The 24,543-nt window shown below is 31.6% G+C and carries 18 protein-coding genes; 15 read left to right on the forward strand and 3 right to left on the reverse strand.

What is annotated here, in order from left to right; translation table 11 throughout:
- The first annotated feature begins 114 nt into the window (after positions 1-114).
- Positions 115-4,677 carry a galactose-binding domain-containing protein gene (locus tag J3477_RS00155; protein WP_206867548.1) on the forward strand — a complete coding sequence of 1,521 codons (4,563 nt, stop codon included), beginning with the start codon at positions 115-117 and terminating at the stop codon, positions 4,675-4,677.
- A 113-nt stretch (positions 4,678-4,790) separates the two neighbouring features.
- Here J3477_RS00155 and J3477_RS00160 read toward each other — a convergent pair whose 3' ends face one another.
- Positions 4,791-5,678 (reverse strand): AraC family transcriptional regulator, encoded by an 888-nt coding sequence (locus J3477_RS00160; RefSeq protein ID WP_206867549.1) that lies wholly within the window; start codon positions 5,676-5,678, stop codon positions 4,791-4,793.
- A 185-nt stretch (positions 5,679-5,863) separates the two neighbouring features.
- On the opposite strand from J3477_RS00160, the gene fabF reads away from it, so the two are divergent.
- The 6 genes from fabF (at position 5,864) to J3477_RS00190 (ending at position 11,205) form a co-directional block, all read left to right on the forward strand.
- Positions 5,864-7,099 (forward strand): beta-ketoacyl-ACP synthase II, encoded by a 1,236-nt coding sequence (gene fabF / locus J3477_RS00165; RefSeq protein ID WP_206867550.1) that lies wholly within the window; start codon positions 5,864-5,866, stop codon positions 7,097-7,099.
- A 294-nt stretch (positions 7,100-7,393) separates the two neighbouring features.
- A complete protein-coding gene (locus tag J3477_RS00170) occupies positions 7,394-8,767 on the forward strand; it encodes an MATE family efflux transporter (RefSeq protein ID WP_206867551.1) in 1,374 nt (457 codons plus the stop codon).
- 46 nt (positions 8,768-8,813) lie between these two features.
- Complete coding sequence (locus tag J3477_RS00175) at positions 8,814-9,092, forward strand: metal-sensing transcriptional repressor (RefSeq protein ID WP_183277286.1); 279 nt, start codon at positions 8,814-8,816, stop codon at positions 9,090-9,092.
- A gap of 421 nt (positions 9,093-9,513) precedes the next feature.
- Positions 9,514-9,990: a methylated-DNA--[protein]-cysteine S-methyltransferase gene (locus J3477_RS00180; protein ID WP_206867552.1), complete on the forward strand. Its 477-nt coding sequence runs from the start codon at positions 9,514-9,516 to the stop codon at positions 9,988-9,990.
- Positions 9,971-10,597, forward strand: coding sequence for a DNA-3-methyladenine glycosylase family protein (locus J3477_RS00185; protein ID WP_206867553.1), 627 nt, complete (start codon positions 9,971-9,973; stop codon positions 10,595-10,597). The genes J3477_RS00180 and J3477_RS00185 overlap by 20 nt, the downstream gene beginning before the upstream one ends.
- Positions 10,598-10,623: 26 nt before the next feature.
- On the forward strand, positions 10,624-11,205 hold the full coding sequence (locus J3477_RS00190) for a bifunctional transcriptional activator/DNA repair enzyme AdaA (protein WP_206867554.1): 582 nt from the start codon (positions 10,624-10,626) through the stop codon (positions 11,203-11,205).
- Between the two features lie 39 nt (positions 11,206-11,244).
- Here J3477_RS00190 and J3477_RS00195 read toward each other — a convergent pair whose 3' ends face one another.
- Positions 11,245-12,069, reverse strand: coding sequence for an ABC transporter permease (locus J3477_RS00195; RefSeq protein ID WP_206867555.1), 825 nt, complete (start codon positions 12,067-12,069; stop codon positions 11,245-11,247).
- Positions 12,069-12,983: an ABC transporter ATP-binding protein gene (locus tag J3477_RS00200; protein ID WP_206867556.1), complete on the reverse strand. Its 915-nt coding sequence runs from the start codon at positions 12,981-12,983 to the stop codon at positions 12,069-12,071. The genes J3477_RS00195 and J3477_RS00200 overlap by 1 nt, the downstream gene beginning before the upstream one ends.
- A gap of 330 nt (positions 12,984-13,313) precedes the next feature.
- On the opposite strand from J3477_RS00200, the gene J3477_RS00205 reads away from it, so the two are divergent.
- The 8 genes from J3477_RS00205 (at position 13,314) to lon (ending at position 24,518) form a co-directional block, all read left to right on the forward strand.
- A complete protein-coding gene (locus tag J3477_RS00205) occupies positions 13,314-14,522 on the forward strand; it encodes a sensor histidine kinase (protein WP_206867557.1) in 1,209 nt (402 codons plus the stop codon).
- A gap of 4 nt (positions 14,523-14,526) precedes the next feature.
- Positions 14,527-15,216 carry a response regulator transcription factor gene (locus tag J3477_RS00210; protein ID WP_206867558.1) on the forward strand — a complete coding sequence of 230 codons (690 nt, stop codon included), beginning with the start codon at positions 14,527-14,529 and terminating at the stop codon, positions 15,214-15,216.
- A 212-nt stretch (positions 15,217-15,428) separates the two neighbouring features.
- Complete coding sequence (locus tag J3477_RS00215; protein ID WP_206867559.1) at positions 15,429-17,513, forward strand: sigma-54-dependent transcriptional regulator; 2,085 nt, start codon at positions 15,429-15,431, stop codon at positions 17,511-17,513.
- Positions 17,514-17,836: 323 nt separating this feature from the next.
- The gene (locus J3477_RS00220) at positions 17,837-19,297 is read left to right on the forward strand and encodes a glycosyl hydrolase family 18 protein (RefSeq protein WP_206867560.1); all 1,461 of its coding nucleotides are present in this window, start codon (positions 17,837-17,839) and stop codon (positions 19,295-19,297) included.
- A gap of 59 nt (positions 19,298-19,356) precedes the next feature.
- On the forward strand, positions 19,357-20,595 hold the full coding sequence (locus J3477_RS00225; RefSeq protein ID WP_206867561.1) for a family 16 glycosylhydrolase: 1,239 nt from the start codon (positions 19,357-19,359) through the stop codon (positions 20,593-20,595).
- 305 nt (positions 20,596-20,900) lie between these two features.
- On the forward strand, positions 20,901-21,383 hold the full coding sequence (locus tag J3477_RS00230; RefSeq protein WP_206867562.1) for a GNAT family N-acetyltransferase: 483 nt from the start codon (positions 20,901-20,903) through the stop codon (positions 21,381-21,383).
- Positions 21,384-21,625: 242 nt separating this feature from the next.
- Entirely contained in the window at positions 21,626-21,910 is a 285-nt protein-coding gene (locus tag J3477_RS00235) for an ArsR/SmtB family transcription factor (RefSeq protein WP_206867563.1), read from the forward strand.
- A 226-nt stretch (positions 21,911-22,136) separates the two neighbouring features.
- Positions 22,137-24,518, forward strand: coding sequence for an endopeptidase La (gene lon / locus J3477_RS00240; RefSeq protein ID WP_206867564.1), 2,382 nt, complete (start codon positions 22,137-22,139; stop codon positions 24,516-24,518).
- Positions 24,519-24,543: the final 25 nt, after the last annotated feature.

Raw genomic sequence — 24,543 nt, forward strand, 5'->3', positions numbered from 1 at the left:
TAAAGATAAGCTATCTAAATCCGGAATCTATTTTTTAAATTATCTAGATTAAGTCCGATTTCTGCTATGAAAACCTATTCAAAATAAAAAGGATAATTTTAAAGGAGTGGAGAAATGTTTAAGTATAAAAGTATCAATAGAAGAAAAATCCGAAAAAGTTTATCTTGCTTTACAGCTTTTTGTATGGCATTTAGTTTAGTTCAGACATCTTTTATAAATAATACAACGGTTAAAGCAGCAGACACTGGAAGTTCATATCTGCTTTCGCAAAATAGGACCGTTTACGCATCATCATCTAATGGAGGTAGTTCTACTGATAAGCTGGTAGATGGTGATACTACTACACGCTGGGAATCAGAGTGGGGAAAAGATGATCAGTGGCTATATGTTGACTTAGGAGCGTCAGCTAATATCACTGAAGTAAAGATTAACTGGGAAGGGGCCTATGCAAAGGATTTTACTATTGATGTATGTGATGATGAAAGTAGTTGGCAGACAATTAATAACGAAGTCAATGGAACTGGTGGAAATGAAGATATTAAAGTAACTGGTAAAGGGAGATACGTACGATTACATCTTACAAAGAGAGCTTTAACCGCTTACGGTTATTCAATCTTTGAATTTCAAGTTTTTGGCACAGGAGGATTGAATCAACCACCAACAGCACCACTTGGTCAAAATGTAGCACTTAACAAAAATGTAGTGGCATCTGGAACTCATGAAGACTGGTATATAAAGCCAGGTGAAGTAGATCCTAAAAAAGCAGTAGATGGAGATCTGAATACTCGTTGGGGTTCTCCGATTAATGAAGGTCAATGGATATATGTAGACTTAGGTGCAACTCATACAATTGGAAGAGTAATTTTAAATTGGGATTCTCCTGCAAGAATATACGATATTGAAGTATCAGATGATGCAACAAACTGGAAAAAGATTTATAGGACTCTCAATGGAAGAGGTGGGGAAGAAAATGTTCCTCTTTATGCTACTGGTAGATATGTAAGGATGAATGGCATTACAAGAGGCACAACTTATGAATTCGGATTAAGAGAATTTAGAGTATATGACTATGTGACAGGTGATCCAAAGCCAGTATATACAATACCTGCTTTACCGGCATCTACAGTGACCTCAGTAGGAAGTGGAAGTTATGTAAGTGATCCAACTTTATTCCCACAACCGAAAGAACCTTTCGAAAAGGCTAGTAATTTAACCTCTCCGTTGCCTTCAAATGATTGGTGGCAATCAATTCTTATAAAAAATCTTGGGGATGCACTAATAACATTACCCTTAAAAGCTAAGTATCAAAAAGAAGGTCTTGGACTTTTAACACCAAGTGCTGGATGGCTTCAAGACAGAACAGTACAAACAGAAAAGAATATAGATTTGTTCTTAATGGCAAATAATATAAATTCACCAGAAATGAACAGTAAAATAAGTGGATATGGGGATTACTCAGCGTCAGTTGTATTAAGCGATAATGATACAGCTAAAATGAAAACTACTTTTGTAAAGGGATCACCATATGTTTTTTCTGAATTTAGCGATTCTAATTCTCCTGAAATATACTCAACTGTAGTTTCAAAAATATTTGATGACAACGGCAATAGTATTCTTGCAAATGATAAAGCTTCAATTGTAACGGATCATATAGGTATAGAAGTAACTAATGTTGATGGTGCACCAACCCCTAAGACTATAAAAAGATATTATGGAGTATTTGCACCACAGGGAACAACCTTTAAAAGAGTTGGTTCTAAAATCAAAATGCAGCTAGGAGGAGGTCAAAATTACTTGTCCATGGCCACAATGCCTACTGCTGGTGACTTAAATTATTTTTATAAGCATGCCTATGCCTTTGTTACTGATACTAAGGCTACGTACAACTATGATGGAGTAAGTTCAAATGTCACTACTACTTTCACTAATAATGTATCTTTAAAACGTACAGATCTTGCAAATACAACTTTAATGAGCATGCTTCCAGCACAATGGAAAGCGAGCAGTGATTCAAAGACTACATTAAGTTATCCATCTGTAAGAGGAACTTTAAAGATACATGAAGGGAATTCCTTTAATACTGTAGATAAGTTTAATGGAATAGTTCCACAATTTACAGAACCACTGAATTCTGAGTACTCTCGTACTGAACTTTTAAAATACCTTGCTAATCTTGATAAAGAGACAACAAATTATATGGCTGGTGATGCTTATTGGGAAGGGAAAAACCTACATCCATTAGCAATGGGACTTCTAATTGCTGATCAAATCAATGCTACAGAATATAAAAATAAGTTTATATCTAGATTAAAGACTATTTTAACAGATTGGTACACTTATACTCCAGGAGAAACAGAAGGTTACTATTTCAATTACAATAAAGAGTGGGGAACCTTAATATATAAGAATAGTGAGTTTGGGGCAAATACAGGAATTACTGATCATCACTTTACTTATGGATACTTCACTTTTGCATCAGCGGTACTAGCTACTTACGACCAAGATTTCTTAAAAAATTATGGTTCTATGGTAGATACATTGATTAGAGATTATGTAAATCCATCAAGAACAGATTCAATGTTCCCTCAATTTAGAAATTTTGATCCATATGAAGGTCATTCATGGGCAGGTGGATATTCAGACAACTGGGATGGTAACAATCAAGAAGCTGCTGGAGAATCCTTATTTGGATGGGTAGGCCAATATCTATGGGGAAAAGTTAGTGGAAATACTACTTATAGAGATGCTGGAATATATGGATTCACAACAGAGCTAAGATCAATAGAGCAATACTGGTTTAACTATGATGGAGATAACTGGATCTCGGATTATACTCATAAGACCATAGGACAAGCTTATGGTAGCACTAATTTCTATGGAACTTTCTTTAATGGAGATTCTGTGTATGTATATGGAATACACTGGTTACCAACTTCAGAATACTTGACAAACTATGGTATAGATAAAGCTAAAGCGGCAGGACTTTATGAAGGTATGAAAAATGACATAATAAATGACTACAATAAGAGTACAGACCCTAACAAAGGTGCAGCTCCGGATCCAAACAATGTAGAACCAGATTGGAAGCACATTACATGGCCGATTGAGTCATTAAGTGATTCTAAAGCAGTCCTTAGTAAGTGGAATCCTACACAGGTACAAACAAAGGAAGCATATAATACTTATTGGTTTGTTAACAGTATGGCTACACTTGGACAAAGAACTAATGATGTATGGGCACAAAATGGTGAAGGCGCATCAATATACAAAAACGGTACAACTTACACAGCACTAGTATGGAACCCATCAAGCAGTCCAATAACTGTTAAGTTCGCAAATGCTTCAGGTGAGGTTGGATATACTACTGTGGCACCAAAAGCCATGGTTTCAGTAGATCCATTTGTGAAAAATTCAGTAAGTAAAACCGCTTTGAAGGCTGAGATAAATTATGATAATACACTTAATGTTAATGACTATACAGCAGATTCTTGGAAGACCTATAGCACGGCTTTATCTAGTGCAAAGAGTGTTAACGACAATGTTGCTGCTACTAATGATCAAGTTATAACTGAATTAAATAATTTAAGAAATGCAGTTCAAGGGCTTGTTAAAAAGACATCAGTTCCTGGTGCTGATACAAATATAGCTGCAGGCAAAGTGGCAGTATCTTCTTCAAATGAAGCAGATGGATTAGGAGCTCAATATACTACAGATACAAGCTTAGATACTAGATGGAGTTCAAATTGGCCTTCTAATACAGATAATCATCCTGAATATATTTATGTTGATTTAGGACAACCTTATTTTGTTGGAGATGTTAAGGTGAACTGGAGTGATGCGTATGCGAAGGGATATCTAGTTCAAACAGCTTCTACTAATCCACAACTTGAGAGTAGCTGGTCAACAGTTGCCACAATAACAGATGGAGCAGGTGGAATAAGAGAATCAGTGTTCAATTCAACTGCAGCAAGGTATGTAAGGATTTATTGTACAAATGCAGCAACACAATGGGGATATTCAATTAAAGATATATCCATTTTTGGTGCAGCTGACAAAACAGCACTTTCAGCTAAGATTAGCGAAGCAAGTGCTTTAAAATCCACTGACTATACAGCAGATAGTTGGGCAGTATTAACAAATGCATTGAATAATGCAAAAAATGTTAATGCTGATTTAAAAGCTACACAAGACACAGTTAATGCAGCCTTGCAAACCCTTACTAATGCAGTGAACTCATTAGTAAAGAGTACTGCACCGGTAAACAATGGAGATAATTTAGCACTTAATAAAAAAGCTGTATCCTCATCAAATGAGGCGGACGGATTAGGGGCACAAAACGTAACTGATGCAGATTTGGTTAGCAGATGGAGTTCAAATTGGGTAGCTAACAAAGACAATCATCCTGAATTTGTATATGTAGATTTAGCTAATTCATATGATATAAGCGATGTGAAGGTTCTTTGGGATATAGCATATGCAAAGGGGTATGATTTACAAATATGTAATACTGATCCAACGGTTGAAAGTAATTGGAAAACTGTGGCTACCGTGACCAATGGCTTAGGTAGCACTGTTGATACAACTTTTACTAAGACTTCGGCTAAGTATGTAAGGATTTATTGTAAGGATCCTGCGACACAGTGGGGATATTCTATTAAAAATATAGAAATACGATAAGGTTAAATAATATAAAATTTATTTAATAATAAAGCCCTCGACCATTTTGGTGGTCGAGGGTGCTTTGTTTTGAAAATAATTTCGAACTGAAGTGGTATATCTTAATTAACAAATCAAATATCTATAATAGGTTGATATACATATAACTCACAGTAGTTATCCTTAGACATGGAGTTATCGATATACTCGAACCTAAAAGTATCAGCAAATTTATAACCAGATTTAAATATCCATCGAGAATACATTTGCACTAATATACGACCTACATGTCTTCCGTTTATATCATCAGGTCTAAAAAACCCAACAAATTTGAATACTACATACTTATGACTAGGAATGGAGATTCCAGTCATTCCATCAGGAATAACATCTAAACTGTTTACTTGCGTGCTTGGAATATAATAGATAATGCCTTTATCATTTTCGCTCCAATCAGTATAACCAAAGTATACTTCAGGATTGACTACGTTTTTAATTTTTCTTTTTTGATTGTAAAAAAATTCACGCCCAAAAGCATTAGCAGTTCTATCACCAGATTTGCTTAATATTTTATGTTTTATTCCTATTAGATTGAATTTTTGTTTAAATACAAATTGAGGATTATAGGTAATGGAATTTTCAAAGGATAGAATATCATTTGTATTAATTTTTTCTTTAATTATTAAGCTTAAGGACACCTTATCCGATCTAAGTTTTAGAGGAGTGTGACCGAAAAACTTCTTAAAAGCTCTTATATAAGACTGTTCATAGTCAAATCCGTAATTCAGAGCTATATCGATAATTCTCATATTAGTATTTAAAAGTTCGTTGATACTAGATGTAAGTTTGCGACTTTGAGCATAGTCTATAATTGACTCTCCAGTTAGAGATTTAAAAATTCTATGAAGATAGTATTTTGATACTCCAGTATAATCAGCAAGATCATCTAAAGTGATTTTTTTATAAAGGTTTTTTTCAATATATTCTATAGCAGAAACGATAGCTTCTTTCAAATCTTTCATATTCTAACACCTTTTCTCTTTATAAGTTTCTGTACCAAAAAGCAATATTTGTTCATTTTAATAAAAGTGAATCTATTAAAATAATACCAAAAGGTGATATATAACAAGTTCAATTTATTATATCCGCTAAAATATGAAAAGTAAATATATGCAAATATTTAAAAAGCTATTTCAGGAGGTTTTTTATGAATAGAAGAGTAGTTATTACTGGCATGGGAGTTGTTACTTCAGTAGGTGTAGGGCTTGATAATTTTTGGGAAGGAATTAAATCAGGAAAAAGTGGAATAAGCATGATTGAAAGGGTAGATGTTTCAGAAATGCCAACAAAGGTTGGCGCTGAGATAAAAGATTTTGACCCAAATAATTTTATGGATAGAAAAGAAGTAAAAAGAACAGATAGATTTTCACAGTTTGCTCTTGCAGCAACAAAAATGGCAATAGAAGATTCTAAAATTGACTTAGATAAAATTGAAAAGGAAAGAATGGGAGTAATAATTGGTACTGGTATAGGTGGGATAGAAACTACCTTAGCACAGTATAATGTATTTTTAGAAAAAGGCCCAAACAGAGTAAGTCCATTTTTAGTTCCGATGATGATACCTAATATGGCATCAGGACTTGTTGCGATAAAATACGGTGCAAAGGGCTTTAATGAATGTACTGTAACTGCTTGTGCAACTTCAACAAATTCAATCGGAGATGCTTTCAAAGCAATTCAAAGAGATGATGCAGATATTATGATAACAGGAGGATCTGAAGCGCCTATAACTGGGCTTACTTTAGCTGGATTTTGTGCTAGTAAAGCAATGACCACTAATCATGATCCAGCTTCTGCAAGCAGACCCTTTGATGTAGAAAGAGACGGTTTTGTGTTAGGAGAAGGTGCAGGTGTAATAATACTTGAAGAGCTTGAACATGCATTAAATAGAGGTGCAGAAATAATCGCAGAAGTAATAGGCTATGGGTGTACAAATGATGCATATCATATAACTTCACCATCAGAAGGTGGAGAAGGTGCTGCAAGATGTATGGCAAGAGCTATTAAAGATGCAGGCATAACTCCACAAGAGGTTGGATACATAAATGCCCATGGAACTTCTACTAATGCAGGGGATAAGTGTGAAACTTCTGCAATTAAAACAGTTTTTGGTGAATATGCTTACAAACTTTTAGTTAGTTCAACTAAATCAATGACTGGACATTTACTTGGTGCTACTGGAGCAATAGAGGCTATTATAACAGCAGAAGCATTAAAAGAAGGATTTGCTCCTCCAACTGTAAACCTAAATACTCCTGATCCAGAATGTGATTTAAACTATGTTGCAAATGAAGGAATAAGTGCTGACCTTAAATACGCTTTGACTAATTCCTTTGGATTTGGTGGTCATAATGCTACCTTAGTATTAAAGTCATATAAATAATTAAATTTAATTATTATTACAGGGTTCCTGTGCCGAAACTTAATTTATACTTGTTAAAAAATCACGCAACTATGACTTTTAACATGTATAAATTAATAGTTGAGCCAGTAACCCTATATAGATTGTCTTAAATATATTAACTTAAAGAGGTACTACTTCCATCAGAATTTTACTTTTAAAACAAACAGGGCTCCCTATAAGAGAATCAAGAGTACATCATTGACATTAAAAATTTTAAAAACTATAATTTAATTATCCCCCCATGGGGGATATTAATTATAGGGAGATGTTTATATGATAGCATTTAAAGAAAATAAAAGTATCAAAGTATATTTTGATAAAAATGCTATAAAAGTAGTACTTTCTCTTGCTATGCCTGTAATTATAGAAAATATTCTGCAAGTCTTTTTAGGAACCACTGATACTTATTTTGCAGGAAAACTTAATTCAAATGCTATCGCAGGAGTTGGGCTTACAAACTTAATAATGAATATATATATTTCCTTTTTTACAGCTGTAGGAGTTGGTACAACTGCGGTTGTTTCGAGGAATGTAGGTTTGAAAAATATAGATAAAGCTTCTGAAGCTGTCAAGCAATCAATATTACTTACAGTTATAATTAGTCTTATAATAGGAGTTATTAGCTTTATTTTTGCAAAACCAATACTAATGTTACTAGGTGCAAGAGCGGATGTACTAATTTATGCGCTACCATACTATATTATTGTAGCTGTGCCTATAGTTTTTTTAGGTTTAATGCTTATATTATCAAGTGCATTGAGAGGTGCCGGAGATACAAAAACACCGATGAAAGTTACCGCTGTAGCGAACTTAATTAATATATTTCTGAACTATATTTTGATATTTGGTATTGGTAACTTTAAAGGATTAGGTATAATTGGTGGTGGGTTAGCTACTACAATTGCTAGAATTTTAGCTGTAATAATGCTGATGTATAAATTATATTTAGGAAAAAGTGTCCTACGATTAAGAATAAATCATTTTTGGAAGATCGATAAAAAACTATTATTTTCAGTGTTTAACATAGGTGTTCCTGCTGGAATTGAAAAGTTAATAATGAGATTTGGTCAATTGGTTTATGGAGGAGTAATCATAACATTGGGTACTTCTTCTTATGTAGCTCATAACGTAGCTGGTACTATTGAAAGCTATTCTTACTTACCGGCTATGGGTTTTGGGGTTGCTGCCGCTACCTTAGTGGGGAATAATCTAGGAGCTGGAAAACCAGAAATGGCAAGAAAATATGCATTGATTTCAAACGTTTTGTCTACAATTTTAATGTGTACAGTTGGAATTATATTCTTTTTTCTTGCACCATATTTTGCAGAATTATTCAATGTAAATACGGAAATACGGAGTCTTGTAGTTTCAGTCCTCAGAATAATAGCGTTATTCCAACCCTTTCTATCACTTACAATGGTAATCGCAAGTGCATTACAAGGCGCAGGAGATACAAAATTTCCAATGTATTCAACATTAATTGGGGTTTGGGGCATAAGAGTGGTATTTGGATATATATTTGCAATTATCTTTAAATTTGGTCTTATAGGAATTTGGCTAGCCTATTCCCTTGATATAACCATACGAGGTATAATAATACTATTAAGATTTTTAAAGGGAAGCTGGAAGGATATAAAGCTTGATTAAGATCTTAAGAAAATAATACTTATTAAAGTTTTAGGGAGAACTGCAAATGGAAAATCATAACCACAATCATCCCAGTCAAAAGCAAGTAATAAATAGACTTTCAAGGATAATTGGTCATGCTGAGGCAATTAAAAGAATGTGTGTTGAAGAAAAAGATTGCAGCGAAATATTAATTCAGATTGCTGCTGTTAAATCTGCTTTAAATAATGTAGGGAAAATAATTTTACAAGATCACATAAATCATTGCATTATTGATGCCGCTAAAAATGATGATGAAGAAGCCTTAGTAAAACTAAATAATGCAATTGAGAAATTTTTAAAGTGAGATAACAATGAATATCTCACTTTTTGAATTTTATTGATATTAAAGCGCTGTGTTAAAATAAAGTTGTTATGCATCCGATGCTTTAATGAGCTACGCAAAGAATTAATATGATTTTGTCATATTCCATGGCTAAAACTGTAAACTCACTACGTTCGAACAGTACAGTTTTTAACGCCATTCCATCTGAAAAAATCATTTAATTCTAATAGCTCGCTCATATAGCATCTCCTTCATAACCACTTTATTTTAACAATATTCTTAAACATATCCTAAGTTTTTTCTATAATATTACTTAGTGAAATTTCGGAAGACTTTTTATCTGATAAAGATTAAAATAGATACATATCTACATTACTTAGTTGTTTATATATCAAATATTTTTATATTAAAGTAAAGATATATTAATAGGAGGTTCAAAGCTATGAATAGCGGTTGTTTTAATAGTGAAATTGGGGTTTTATTAATAGAAGATGATGGAACAGCAATTACAAAAATATGTTTTGCTAAGGAAAATGGAAATACAATTACAGATGAAGTACAAAGTCCATTATTTAAAAGGGCCGTAGCTCAATTGCAAGATTATTTTAATGGAAAAACTTTTGTTTTTGATTTGCCACTAAATCCAAAAGGAACAGCTTTTCAGAAGCAAGTTTGGAAAACCTTGAATGAAATTCCTTATGGAGAAACAAAAAGCTATGGAGAAATTGCTAAAATAATAAAAAATGAAAAAGCAGCGAGAGCTATTGGAATGGCTAATAATAAAAATCCTATAATGATAATCATACCTTGTCATAGAGTGATTGGTTCTAACGGCAGTTTGGTTGGATATGCAGGAGGAATTGATGTAAAGAGAAAACTTTTAGATATGGAGAGTGAATATGCAAAGTGTAAGGACTAAAAACTTTGAGTATGGAGAAAGGGAAATACAATACCTTAGAAGTGTTGATGAAAATTTAGAAAAAGCTATTGATAAATTAGGGAAAATAGAACGTGTAGTTATACCAGATTTATTTGCAGCCCTTATACATGCTGTAGTAGGGCAGCTTATATCTACAAAGGCAGTGAATACTATTTGGAACAGAATGCAAGACAGGTTTGGTGCGATAACTGCTGAAAATATATCAAAACAAGATGCAGAAGATATTCAAGCTTGTGGTATAACAATGAAAAAGGCTAATTGTATAAAGGACATATCAAAGAATATTTATGATGGAAACTTTAATTTAGAAGAGCTTTATACGTTAGGGGATAAAGAAATAATTAAAAGACTTTCATCATTAAAGGGAATAGGTACATGGACAGCAGAAATGCTTTTAATAAATTGTTTGGAAAGACCAGATGTAATGAGTTTTGGGGATTTAGCTATTAGAAAAGGCATTATGAAGTTATATAATCTTTCAGATCTTACAAAGACGCAGTTTGAAATATATAGAAAGAAGTTCTCACCTTATGGTTCTGTAGCTTCAATTTATTTATGGAAAATAGCTGCAATTAGTGATTTGTAGAATGGGTATCTTAAAAGAGGTAAACTATGAAATTAACAGATAAGGATAAATGGAACATAATAATAAGTTGTGATAGTTCTTATGATGGAATATTTTATTATGGAGTTCTAAGTACAAAAATATACTGCAAACCATCATGTAAATCGAAGAAACCTTTGCAGAAAAATGTGGTTTTCTTTGATAGTAGCGATGAAGCAGCTACCTATGAGTTGCGACCTTGTAAAAGATGTAGACCAGATTTAATAGATTTTAATCCTTTAGATGATATTCTAGAAAATGCTAAAAATATATATGATACATATTTTTTTAATAAAGAAAAGTTGAATTTGGAGATCAGAAGTCTAGGAATAAGTCAAAATCAGCTAATACAACTTTTTAATGAAAAATATAGCATGACACCTATAGAATACGTAAATAAATTAAGAATAGAAAAGGCTAAACAATTGTTATTGAATTCATGTGCTAAAGATGAGAATTTAATTATTTCAGATATTGCAATGAAATGTGGATTTGGTAGTATTTCTACTTTTTATCACTTCTTTAAAAGGTATGTTAAAGAAAGTCCAAAGGAATATAGAAATAGAGCAGTAGCAAATTATAAAAAATAGATTAATAGAAAAGAAGCGAACAAATTTGTTCGCTTCTTTTTATTGGTGCGGATTAAAAACTTTAACTTTTGAGAAGTCAGCTTTATTAAATTGTATTACGCAAAGTATAAAGAAAATTAATCCCATACCTAATATAATGAATAGACCGAAGTAAGGTCTTATGATAAATCCATTTACATCAAAGGCAACTCCTGCTTTAATTAAACTATCGGTTGAAAAGTTATCCATTTTTAAGCTTATATATCTAAAGATTGAAGTTGTATAAGTAAGTGGATTTAAGTATACAAGAGGGCGTAAAAGCTTAGGCATAACAGTAGTTGGAATATATGCACCTGATAAAAAAGTTAAAGGCATTGTAAATAAAGTAATTATAACTTGGAATGCGGCTGAATTTTTTGCAATTGAAGCTAAGTAGAGTCCTATGGAGCCAAAGGTTACGCCAACTGCAATCATCACCCCTGTCATTTCTAAAAATTGAAGTATATCGATTTTTAGCCCCATAAATAGGGCAAAGATAATTACAAGTATTCCTTGAAGCACTGCTATTATTGCAGAAGAAAGTACTTGTCCAATTGAAATTTGCCATCTTGCAACAGGTGAGACAATAATCTCTTTCATAAAGCCCATAGATATATCTTCAATTATATTAGTAGAATTGCTTAAAGCTGACTGAAAAACAGTCATTATTATTATTCCAGAAATAAGGTAGTTTAAAGGTTGTTCAACTCCTGTAGTTGATGCTTTCATTACGAATGAGAATATAAATAAGAAAAATCCTGACATAAAAATAGAAGCAAAAAATCTTATTTTATCTCTAGTAAAATTAGTTAGGTTTCTTTGTATTATAGCAATCATTCCACGCATTATAGTCGAATCTCCTTTCCAGTTATAGCTAAGAATACATCATTTAATGTTCCTTTTTTTGTTTCAAAATCTATTATTTCATTCTTGAATCTAGAGGTCATCTCTAATATAGTGTCTAATTTGCTGGAGTGAATTGTAAATATATCATTATCAAAATCATAATCTATTGAATTGTTCTTTAAATGCTCAATAAGTTCTGCAATTTTTGAAGTTTTAATTTTAGTTATGTTGGAAGTATATTCTTTTTTTAGATTATACGGAGTATCGAAGGCAACTATCTTACCATGATCCATTATTGCAACTTTGTCACAGATTTCAGCTTCATCCATATAGTGAGTAGTCAAAAATATTGTTATATTTTTTTGTTTTTGAAGTTTATAAATATACTCCCATATATTGGCTCTTGTTTGTGGATCAAGTCCTGTTGTAGGTTCATCTAAAAATAAGACCTTAGGATAGTGAACAAGACCTCTAGCTATTTCTACTCTTCGCTTCATACCACCTGAAAGACTTTGTACTGGAGCTTTTCGCCATTCCACTAAATCAACTAAATCTAGAACAAAATCAATCCTGCTTTTTATATCTTTTTTAGGAACATTGTAAAATTCACAATGAAACTTTAAATTTTCTTCAACAGTGAGTTTTCCATCCAGAGTACTATCTTGAAAAACAATACCGATACTATTTCTTACTTTGCTCTTATTTTCAGAAACTTCATAACCATTTATTTTTAAAACTCCTTCCGACTTATCAACTATTGTACAAAGTGTATTTATAGTTGTACTCTTTCCGGCACCGTTTGGTCCAAGAAATGCAAATATTGAACCTTCTGCTACCTCGAAGGAGATATCATCTACTGCTTTAAAATCGCCATATTTTTTTGTGAAATTTTTTACTTCTATTATGTTATTCATAATTTATAGCCTCCTGATTAAATTTTCTTCATGAGCATATAGTAAAGCTTAATTTTAAACTTATACTAAAGCATTTTTAAAGATTTTATAAAGAATTTTAAAATCTTCTTAAATTTTCTATAAAATAAAAAAACTATTATTATTAAAGCTTTGCAAGTATAATCTTAATGAATGGGTAGGTGTAAAATATATTCTACTAAAAGTAAGTAAGAGACCTAAATTAGTTTTATATTTCAATTAACTTTATAAAATCTTTATAATTAGTTTAAGGTATTTTTAATAATAACTTTTACAATGATTTTATAAAATAAAAATTAGTAGGTGAACATCATGAAAAATAATAGATGGATCAAGAAAATAATCTATAAAACAAGTAGGCGGATTAGAGAACACAAAGAAATGCATGAGAAGCAGCATCAGCTACATAGGGAATACCAAAGAAAAATTCATGATATGAATCATTTCTATAGGCATAATAACGAATTTGAAAGATATAGAAATCATATAAAGTACTCTAGACCTTTTATAGTAGTTTTTAACTTAATCATATGGTTTCTAATATTTCGGTTTTTAGGAATTAAAACATTGAGTGTTATTTTTGCGTTACTAGTTAGCATTGGAGGATTAGTTGAATTTTTCTTTCTTGCTAATTTAGAAAAAAGAATTTTTAAGCCAATAAATCAGCTTAAAGATGGAGTAGAAGAAGTTGCTAAAGGTAACTATGATATAAAGGTTGATTGTGAAATCGAAAACGAGATTGGAGTTTTAGTAAAATCCTTTAATGAAATGGTTAATAAGCTAAAAGAAGGTGAAGTGCTAAAACAACAATATGAAGAGAATAGAAAATCCCTCATTGCAAATATTTCTCATGATTTAAAAACTCCAATTACATCAATACAAGGTTATATTGAAACTATGGCTGATAGAAATGATATTCCTGTGGAAACAGTAAATAAGTATCATCAGATTATATATAATAATGCAGCCTATATGAATAAACTTATAGATGATTTATTTCTATTTTCAAAATTAGATATGCAAAAACTGGAGTTTGATTTTCAAGATATAAGTATCAAAGAGTTTATGGCTGATCTAATGGAGGAGTTTAATTTTGAACTTGAAGATAGGTCAATAGCCTTTAATTACGAAGATAATTTAATTAGGAAACTTGAAGTGAAGATAGACTTAAAAAGAATTCACCAAGTCTTTAGAAATATAATCGGAAATGCAATTAAATATGGAAATGAAAAAGGTCTACAAATAAATGTAAGATTGTATGAGAAAGATAATTTTATACAAATTGATATTATGGATAATGGACCTGGTATACCGGAAGATAAATTACCGTATATCTTTGATAGGTTCTATAGAATTGATTATGCTAGAACAAAAAACTTGATGAGTACAGGACTAGGACTGGCAATATCTAAAGAGTTAGTTGAAGCACATAGTGGAAAAATTAAAGTAAGCAGTAGACAAGGTGAAGGAACCTGCTTTACTATAATACTTCCTGAAAAAGAACATATAAAGGGAGAATAAGGTTATGAAGATTTTAATTATAGAAGATGACATAAATATAGCTGAGATGGAAAGAGATTTTTTACAACTAAATGGGTATAACGCTGAAATTGTTCAGGATGGTACAGAAGGGTTAAAAATGGCCTTAACAGGACATTATGAAGTTATTATTGTTGATTTGATGCTTCCTGGTAAAAGTGGATATGAGATAACTAAAGAGATAAGAAAAAGTCTCGAAATTCCTATCATAGTAGTGTCGGCTAGAACTGAAGATATAGATAAGATAAGGGTTTTAGAATTTGGAGCAGATGATTATATGACTAAACCATTTAGTCCAGCAGAATTGACAGCTAGAATTAAGTCCCATATAAATAGATACAATAGGCTAAAAGGGAATATGGAAGCTAAAGAACTTATAATTAGAGGTGGTCTTGAAATAAATATTTCATCTCACAGAGTTTCAGTATATAGCAAGGAAATTCAGCTTACCTCAAAAGAATATTCAATATTATTATTACTAGCATCTAATCCTAATGTTGTTTTTACTAAAGAGCACATCTTTGATAAAATTTGGGGAGATGAATTTTTTGGAGATACAGCCACAGTACCTGTACATATCCAAAAGATAAGAAAAAAAATCGAAAAAGATCCATCTAATCCTGAATTTATTGAAACCTTATGGGGAACTGGTTATAGGTTTAAACAAAGTAAGTAGCACCTAAAATTCAATAACATATTTTTATTCTTTAATTCTTTGAAGGTCTGAATAAGGATAAAGATTAAGTAACAAATTACTTGTTAAAGCTGTAAATTTAGATTGAATTACTTCACTCTTTATTATAAAATTATGTAAATGGATTAATATACATATTTATAAAAAAGTTACAAATCAACATAATGAGGATTTTATGTGTAGAGGTGAAGATTATGAGAAGGTTAGACGCTGTGTATGAAAAGTTAAAAGTACTTTATTGTGGTCATGGTTTAAGTGCTATTGATATAGCGGAGGAACTGAACCTTAGCAGATCGAATGTAAGTAATGACCTTAACAGATTATTTGAAGCAGGTAAGGTAAATAAAATTAATGGAAGACCTGTGCTATTTAGTCCTATAGAAATTCGAAATGCAAGAAATTATGATACAAGATTCGATGAATTTGCTGAAAATAATCCAAGCTTATTATCCGCTGTTCAACAGTCTAAAGCAGCAATTTTATATCCTCCTAAGGGAATGGATATATTAATCTTTGGAAATACAGGTGTAGGAAAGTCAATGTTTGCGGAAATGACTCATCAATATGCTGTAGAGGTTAAAAGAATTAGAAGTGAAGCATCCTTAATAACATTTAACTGTGCTGATTATGCAAGTAATCCTCAACTTCTTTTAGCACAATTATTCGGCGTAAAAAAAGGTGCTTATACAGGAGCAGATATTGATAAAGTAGGACTTATTGAAAAAGCAGATAAAGGAATACTATTCTTGGATGAGGTACATAGATTACCTCCAGAAGGGCAGGAAATATTTTTCAATTTCATTGATAAAGGAACATTTAGACGTCTTGGTGAGACAGAAATTGAAAGAAAAGCAGATGTAATAATAATTGCAGCAACTACCGAAAGTTTGGATTTCTCACTTTTGAAGACCTTCACACGAAGATTTCCAATGATAATTACTTTACCTGATTTATCTAAAAGAACCTATGAAGAAAGGTTTAGATTAGTAAACAGATTTTTTGAAGAAGAAGCTAAGAAGTTTAATAGAGAAATAATGGTTTCTGTCAATTCTATAAGAGTGCTACTTTCATATCAATGTATAAATAATATAGGACAATTAAAGAATGATATTCAAATTATTTGTGCAAGAGCATTCCTTAATTTTTTATCTAATAAGGAAGATATTATAAAAATAAATGATATAGATATTCCAGATCATATCAAAGATGGTGTTTACGAGAATACGGAAGATACCTTAATATATAGTAAACTTAGAACAGTTTACGGAGAATATTGCGTATTTAAAGTAAATGATAAATCTTCACTTTTGAGAACTCAAGATGAAAAGCCTAATATATACGAGATTATTGAGTTTGAGATAAAGTCTCAACTTGAAAAGGGCGAAAGAGTTGATCAAATTAAATTTAATTTAGAACAGAATCTTAATTTTTATATCCAAAAATACGTGGATAGTATAGATTTTAAGTTCAATCATTTTAAATCTAACGATGTATTTGATAATTTATCTGCGAAAGTAACTTATAAGATAATTGAATTTTGTGAAGAAAATTTCAAGCGAAATGTAGATAAAAGTATTATTAAAGCTATTACTATGCATATTGAGAACTTAAAGTATCAAATTAAAAGAAAGAAAAACATAGTTAATAATTATTTAAGTGAGATAATGTCAAAATATCCTTTTGAGATGAAACTTGCTGAACATTGTATAAAAATCATTGAAAATTTTATTGATATATCCATACCACAAAAAGAAGTAGCAGTATTTGCAGCATTTCTAGTTTATGGTTTTGATCAAGTTATACAGTATGATGGTTGTGTAAAGGTGATAGTTATAGCACACGGTAATACGACAGCAAGCTCCATGGTTGAGGCTGTGAACAAGCTACTAGGTGTAAGGTATTCAATAGGTATTGATTTTGCATTTAATGAAAATCCACAAGAGTTGATATTAAGAGTAATATCAAATATTAGAAAACTTAAAACAAAATCTGACATACTGCTTCTAATTGACATGGATCCTTTAATAAACTTGGAGTTAGAGATTGAAAAAATTTTAGGTGTCAAAGTGAAAACTATACCTTTTGCAAGTACTATGCATGTAGTGGAAGCAACAAAGAAAGCTATGCTGGGGAAATCTCTAGCGCAAGTATACAACGAAACTTTAGAAATAAACAGATTGTTTGATAGGTTGTTATTAAGTAATGAAATGATATTTGATGATAATAATGAATTCTTAAGAAATTTAGATAAAAAAATTAATATAAGTATTGGTGTATAGTTTATTTGAAATCATCCAAAATCAAACACATTTATATATTTGTTTGATTTTGGAGTTTTTTTTGTTTTCGAGTACAAAACACTAAAAATCTACAATAAAACAGTGGTAATTAATAAAACAGTTCAGTAAAAATATTCATGAAAGTTTAATATATAGCCAATAAAACAACTAAAAGTATCTCGTTAGAGTTTTGGCACGTTATTTGCTGTTATCAAGTTACAACGATAGTTAACGATTTTAAAAGTAAAATGTATCGGAGGTGATTGGACTTTACTGTTCATAATAAAAGGACAAGCTTTAAAAATTTAAAGGGAGATGGAAAGATGAAAAAGAGAGTTACAGCGATTTTTTTGGCAAGTATTTTTGCATTTTTGTTAATATTAGGTTATGCCCCTAATATTAAAGTACAAGCAGCAACCGGATATAAGGTAGTTGGCTATGTTTATGGTACACCTGGCAGTATAGATGCTACGAAGCTTACGCATATAAACTATGCCTTTGCTTCAATAAATTCAGATCATACTATAAAGGTGGAAAACACATCAGATCTTAAAACCCTAACTGCATTAAAATCAAAGAATCCTAATTTAAAGGTTATTTTGTCAGTTGGTGGTTGGGGAATGGATGGATTTTCTCAAGCAGCTTCTACATCTGCAGGTAGAAGTGCATTTGCACAAAGTTGTCTTAACTATGTGAACCAATATGCTTTAGATGGTATAGATATAGACTGGGAATATCCAGTGAATGGTGGATGGGGAGCAATAACTAGCAGTGCAGCCGATAAGCAAAACTTTACTTTATTGCTTCAAGCTATAAGAAACGCAATCGGTACTGGAAAGATACTTTCAATAGCTGGTGGAGCTTCTTCTGATTTTGTAAACACTTGGACTGAAATGGCAAAAGTAAAAGATATAGTAGATTATATTAATCTAATGACTTATGATTTTACAAATGGTAATACGTTAAATGCAAATACTTACAATTCAAGTTTGGCAACTTCTGGATTAAGCTGTGAGAGCGCTGTTAATACTTACTTAAATGCAGGAGTGCCAGCAGCTAAATTAAATCTTGGAATGCCATTTTACGGTAGGACTACTTCAGGTGGATGGCCAACTTACACGGAGTTAGTAAATAATTATATAAATAAAAACGGATATGTACGTCAGTGGGATTCAGCAGCTCAGGAACCATATTTAACTCTCAACGGACAATTTGCAATAACTTATGAAGATCCTCAATCAATAGCTGTAAAAGACTCTTTTATAAAGAGTAAAGGACTTGGTGGTGCAATGTTCTGGGAATATAGTCAGGATAATGGACAACTTTTAGGACAAATATGGAATGATTTAGGAACTTCAACACCACCACCTACTCCAACAACAAGTATAATTGCAATTAAATCAATGGCTAATAATAAGTTTGTATGCGCTGATAATTACGGAAACAATCCTTTAATAGCTAATAGAGATACCTATGGGGCTTGGGAAGAATTCCAAGAAGTTGATCTTGGAAATGGTACTGTTGCATTAAAATCTTTAGCTAACAATCAGTTTGTTTCTGCGCAAAATGGTGGTGGAGGCTATTTGATCGCAAATAAAGCTTCAGTAGGAGGTGCCTGGGAAGCTTTCCAATTAGTTATATTACCAGATGGAAACTATGGAATAAAATCTATGTCTAATAATAAATTTGTATGTGCTGATAACGCTGGAGCTAATCCTCTAGTAGTAAATAGAGATGCTGTTGGTGGAGCGTGGGAGGCTTTTCAAATAATTAAAGTTAATTAGTAAGTAATCAATTCGTAAGGTTTTTAATTTAAAACTATATTAAAAGTGAGGAGATTTTTATGGTAAGAAAGAAGCTAGTAGCAGCTACAGTTATTTCGGCACTATTATTTGGTATGACTTTTACTTCAATACCTGCAACTACTGCAAAAGCATCAATAAATGATGGGTGGGTTCAAGTTTGGGCAGATGAATTTAATTCTGCAAATGGCTCAGCTGTAGATACATCAAAATGGAGTTTTGACACTGGTGCAGGAGGATGGGGCAATAATGAATTAGAAAACTACACAAATCGTACCCAAAATGCTTACATGCAAGATGGAAGCTTAATTTTACAAGCTAATAAAGAAAACTATAATGGTTCGCAATATACTTCTGCAAGAATAATAACAAAAAATAAATTTAGTGTTAAGTACGGAAGAGTTGAAATGCGAGCAAAGCTACCATATGGGCAAGGTATGTGGCCAGCATTCTGGATGCTAGGAAGCAATATTGATAATGTTGATGTTGGATGGCCTAAATGCGGAGAGATAGATATAATGGAGAACTTAGGTAAAGAACCTAATATTGTGCATGGGACTATTCATGGTCCAGGATATTCAGGTAGCGCAGGACTTGGAGCTGCATATACCAGTTCTACTGCCTTAAGCGACGGATATCATACTTATGCTGTTGAATATGAGCCAAGCTCAATTAAATGGTATGTAGATGGAGTATTATATGAAACTAGAACTCCATATGATGTTAACGGTAACACTTGGGTATTTAATCAACCTTTTTTCATATTGTTAAATCTAGCTGTTGGTGGTGGCTGGCCAGGAAACCCTGATTCTACAACAGTGTTCCCACAAAAATACGCTATAGATTATGTTCGTGTATATCAAAGAGCAAATGGATATAATATGGTGTCTTTAAAATCTGCATATAATGGCATGTATGTAACTGCAGATAATTGTGGACTTAGTCCATTAATAGCAAGTAGAACTTCAGCTGGGTTATGGGAACAGTTTGAACAAGTTAATCTAGGTAATGGGGTTATTGCTTTAAGATCACTTGCCAATGGTAAGTATGTATGTGCTGATAATTATGGCAATAATCCTTTGATAGCAAACAGAGATACTATAGATGCCTGGGAAGAATTCCAAGTTGTAACTATGCCGGACGGAAAGAAAGCATTGAAATCATTAGCAAACAATAAATACGTATGTGCTGATAATTATGGAAATAACCCTTTAATTGCAAATAGAGATGCTGTAGGAGGAAATTGGGAAGAATTCGATATTGTACCGCAAGGATATTAATTTGTTAATTTAATTTTTTTGTACCACTTCATTGAATATTTTAATTCAGTTTTCAGAAGAAATACGAATTCTGTAAAATATACAAATGAAGTGGTATATTTTTATTGAAAATATAAATTTTATGTGCTTATATTTTAACGTAATAATAGTAAAAAATACTCATTAACTCAAAGTAATAAATGTATATTTTTTAAAGTAAAAGTTTTAAGGTAATATATACTTTATGGATTAGCTGCAGTAATATATATTATAATAGAATTAATATTACATATACTTAGATATTTAAGATAGAAGATGAGGATAAGATGAATTTTGATTTTAAGATACCAAGAGAGGAAGATTCATTGCAAATAGCAACTTGGAAATATGAAAATGAGTACTCTTTCTATAGCAATGATAAAACAAAGGAAAAACAAGAATGGGCATTAAATATTCATACTGAAGAAGATGCTTTCACAATCTTTGATGAAAATAATAAACTTGTTGGACATTGTAGTTTTGATGATGAAGAAGGTGAAATAATTCTCGGACTGCAAATGAACCCAGGTTTTACAGGACAAGGCAACGGTTATGAATTTGTAAAAGCAATTTTAGATTTTGGTAAGAAGAAATATGGATATGATAAGATTTCACTTTATGTTGCTAAGTTTAACAAAAGAGCTATTAGAGTTTATGAAAAACTTGGGTTTTATAAAATAGACGATTTTACTTGGGAAATATATAATGAAGAAATAGAATTTCTTGTTATGGAAAAATGTTATTTAAACAATTTTCTTGAATTTAACTAATAAATAAAGCTAATTTGAAAATCACTATAAATATGGTGATTTTTTTTACTGTCTAGGAAATTGTAGAATTTTCAAGCTAGCTAAACATAGATGTTTCAATGGCTTTAGAAGTTTTTTTATGGTTGTAAAGTGAAAAATAAAATTTTAAAATTAATTATATTGACAATGCAATTGCCTTATGATAGTATAATAACAATAATTCGATGAATATCGAAATATAAAACGATCAGGAGAAAACCTGCATGAAACTTGATGATAATACAATTGAACAGGCTGTTAAAGTTTATAAAGCGTTAGGAGAGCCAACAAGAATAAGAATTATTAAAATTTTATATAGAATTAATGAATTGAATTGTAATGAAATTGAAGACAAAGCTTGCATATGTGCAAAATCAACATTATCACATCATATGAAACAGCTAGCTGATTGCGGATTAATTGAACTACGTAAGGATGGTATCTATCATTATTACAGTCTAAACAGAGAGGTATTAAAGAATTTTGTTTCCCTAGATTGGGATGATTAGCATAAAAGCTAATTTGTAAGAGATATATTTTTTAACATATAGTTCTATAGTTATAGAACTATAGATGTACAACTTCAATCAGAAAACTATTTTCAAAGCTCCTCTGGGTTCTGAGAGGAGAATTTGAAAATATAAAATTTATTATGAAGCGGTACATCAATAAAAGTATTTTGATAAAAGATTAAATTAATGACTGTTATAGTCAAAATAATGGAGATGAATAAACATGAATAATTTAGATATAAAAAAGGAATTACCTCTAATCATTATACCTAATACAGTGCTTTTACCTGGTAAAAGCATTACAGTTAAAACAAGTAAAGAAGTAGGTGACAGCTTTTATAATAGAGTTGTGGCAGAGGATAACTATGGTATTGTTTTAGCTATAAAAGACGGAAAGCAACTAGAAGTATATGAAGAAAATGATTTTTATACTGTTGGAGCATTAATAAAGTTAGAAGAAAGAAAACCACTTTCAGATGGTTATCACTTTGTTATTGATGTACTTGAAAGAGTAGCGGCTGATGAATTTATTAGGGATGGTGAGGATTTTAGAGTAACTTTTAACTATGTACCTGATGTTATAGATTTAGAGGTTAATAATCAAAAGGAGATAATGACACATATTAAGACCTTAGTAGGTGAGATAAGTGGTCATTTTAAGGGGTCAGAAGCTTATGTTGATTATATTAAAAAATTGGATGATATTACTGCTACAATAGCTTATTTATTCCCGTTTATGAATATAAGCTTCGAAGCTAGACAAGCTTTCTTGGAGATACGCTCTTTAAGGGAAAAAAGTTTGAGATTTTTAGATATTTTGATAGAACAACGAGATGCTATAAAGTTTCAAGTAGAAATATCAGAAAAATACAATAGCAAGGTCAATAAAAATTATAGAGAACAAATGCTTAGACAACAACTTAAGGCCATTCAAGAAGAACTAAATGAAACAGATGATAGTAAGAGTAAAGGCAAAAAAGATTATAAAGAACTAATTGAAACAGCTAATATGCCTGAAGATGTTAAAGAAGTTGCACTTAATGAACTTGATAAATTAGAGAGACAAAGTCAAAATAGCACTGAAGGAAATGTTATTAGAAATTATCTAGATTTACTTGTAAATTTACCTTGGGAAAAAAGTGAAGTAAGAGATATTGATATAGCTGCTGCAAGAGACTTATTGAACAGTAAACATTATGGTCTTGATAAGGTTAAAGATAGAATAATCCAACACCTTACAATAATGAAGCTAAAACAAAATAAGCAAGGTTCAATTTTACTTCTTGTAGGTCCTCCAGGTACTGGAAAAACAAGTTTAGGTAAAAGTATAGCAGAAGCCTTAAATCGTAAATATGTAAGGGCTAGTCTTGGTGGCGTTAGAGACGAATCTGAGATAAGAGGACATAGAAGAACTTATGTTGGCGCATTGCCAGGAAGAATAATTCAAGGTATGAAGAAAGCAGGAGAAAAGAACCCAGTTTTCATATTAGATGAAATTGATAAGTTAAGTGCATCAGCAAATGGAGATCCTTCTAGTGCACTACTGGAAGTTCTAGATCCAGAGCAAAACAATAGTTTCTCCGATCATTATCTAGAAGTATCATATGATTTATCAGATGTGTTCTTTATAGCTACAGCTAACTCATTAAGAGACATTCCAGGTCCATTAAGAGATAGAATGGAAATTATTGATATAAGTAGTTATACAAGTCATGAAAAGTTCTATATAGCAAAAGATCATTTAGTTAAAGCTGTAATTGAAGATCATGGACTTAGCAGTGAACAACTAGTAATTGAAGATGATGCATTAAAAGTAATTATTGAGAAGTACACAAGAGAAGCGGGTGTAAGAGGTTTAAAGAGGCAATTATCAAAAGTTGCTAGGGTTTCTGCAGAGAAGATAGTTACTAGTGGTGTAGCTTTACCTTATACAATTAAAGCTGAAATGCTTACTGATATTTTAGGACATGACGCAATTCAATATGATAGAGCTAACGAAAAAAATGCTCCAGGAGTTGTAACTGGTCTTGCTTGGACACCGGTTGGCGGAGATATATTATTCATTGAAGGAGTTTATATGCCTGGAAATGGACAACTTATTCTTACTGGGCAACTTGGTGATGTAATGAAGGAATCTGCAAAGATTTCACAAAGTCTTATACGTTCAAGACTAGCAGTAAGCTTAAAGAATTTTGAGTTTAATAAAAATGATTTACATATACACGTGCCAGCAGGAGCTACGCCGAAAGACGGTCCATCAGCTGGAGTTGCGTTATTCACAACTATAGCTTCTTTAATAACTGGTCGTGAAGTAGATCCAAAGCTTGCAATGACTGGAGAAATATCCTTAAGAGGTGCTGTGCTTCCAGTTGGGGGAATTAAGGAAAAAGTACTTGCAGCACATCGTGCAGGTATAAAGAGAGTAATCCTTCCAAAAGGAAATGAAAAAGACATTAATGACATACCAGTTGAAGTAAGAAATGAGTTGAAGTTTATTCTTGTCGAAACAATTGAGGATGTGTTAAGAGAAACAATTAATATGAATTTGCCAAACCCTAATGCTCTTAACATAGCAGAAGAAATAGAACAATTAATTACAATTTAACTTTATTACGACAAACAATAAGATG

Origin of the sequence: Clostridium zeae, from assembly GCF_017312485.1 — a bacterium.
GTDB classification, from domain to species: domain Bacteria; phylum Bacillota; class Clostridia; order Clostridiales; family Clostridiaceae; genus Clostridium_AR; species Clostridium_AR zeae.

What these genes read in the sequence shown, in the direction of transcription:
- J3477_RS00155 (WP_206867548.1), top strand. Translation starts at nt 115, where the DNA reads ATGTTTAAGTATAAAAGTATCAATAGAAGAAAAATCCGAAAAAGTTTA.
- J3477_RS00160 (WP_206867549.1), bottom strand. Translation starts at nt 5,678, where the DNA reads ATGAAAGATTTGAAAGAAGCTATCGTTTCTGCTATAGAATATATTGAA.
- fabF (WP_206867550.1), top strand. Translation starts at nt 5,864, where the DNA reads ATGAATAGAAGAGTAGTTATTACTGGCATGGGAGTTGTTACTTCAGTA.
- J3477_RS00170 (WP_206867551.1), top strand. Translation starts at nt 7,394, where the DNA reads ATGATAGCATTTAAAGAAAATAAAAGTATCAAAGTATATTTTGATAAA.
- J3477_RS00175 (WP_183277286.1), top strand. Translation starts at nt 8,814, where the DNA reads ATGGAAAATCATAACCACAATCATCCCAGTCAAAAGCAAGTAATAAAT.
- J3477_RS00180 (WP_206867552.1), top strand. Translation starts at nt 9,514, where the DNA reads ATGAATAGCGGTTGTTTTAATAGTGAAATTGGGGTTTTATTAATAGAA.
- J3477_RS00185 (WP_206867553.1), top strand. Translation starts at nt 9,971, where the DNA reads ATGCAAAGTGTAAGGACTAAAAACTTTGAGTATGGAGAAAGGGAAATA.
- J3477_RS00190 (WP_206867554.1), top strand. Translation starts at nt 10,624, where the DNA reads ATGAAATTAACAGATAAGGATAAATGGAACATAATAATAAGTTGTGAT.
- J3477_RS00195 (WP_206867555.1), bottom strand. Translation starts at nt 12,069, where the DNA reads ATGCGTGGAATGATTGCTATAATACAAAGAAACCTAACTAATTTTACT.
- J3477_RS00200 (WP_206867556.1), bottom strand. Translation starts at nt 12,983, where the DNA reads ATGAATAACATAATAGAAGTAAAAAATTTCACAAAAAAATATGGCGAT.
- J3477_RS00205 (WP_206867557.1), top strand. Translation starts at nt 13,314, where the DNA reads ATGAAAAATAATAGATGGATCAAGAAAATAATCTATAAAACAAGTAGG.
- J3477_RS00210 (WP_206867558.1), top strand. Translation starts at nt 14,527, where the DNA reads ATGAAGATTTTAATTATAGAAGATGACATAAATATAGCTGAGATGGAA.
- J3477_RS00215 (WP_206867559.1), top strand. Translation starts at nt 15,429, where the DNA reads ATGAGAAGGTTAGACGCTGTGTATGAAAAGTTAAAAGTACTTTATTGT.
- J3477_RS00220 (WP_206867560.1), top strand. Translation starts at nt 17,837, where the DNA reads ATGAAAAAGAGAGTTACAGCGATTTTTTTGGCAAGTATTTTTGCATTT.
- J3477_RS00225 (WP_206867561.1), top strand. Translation starts at nt 19,357, where the DNA reads ATGGTAAGAAAGAAGCTAGTAGCAGCTACAGTTATTTCGGCACTATTA.
- J3477_RS00230 (WP_206867562.1), top strand. Translation starts at nt 20,901, where the DNA reads ATGAATTTTGATTTTAAGATACCAAGAGAGGAAGATTCATTGCAAATA.
- J3477_RS00235 (WP_206867563.1), top strand. Translation starts at nt 21,626, where the DNA reads ATGAAACTTGATGATAATACAATTGAACAGGCTGTTAAAGTTTATAAA.
- lon (WP_206867564.1), top strand. Translation starts at nt 22,137, where the DNA reads ATGAATAATTTAGATATAAAAAAGGAATTACCTCTAATCATTATACCT.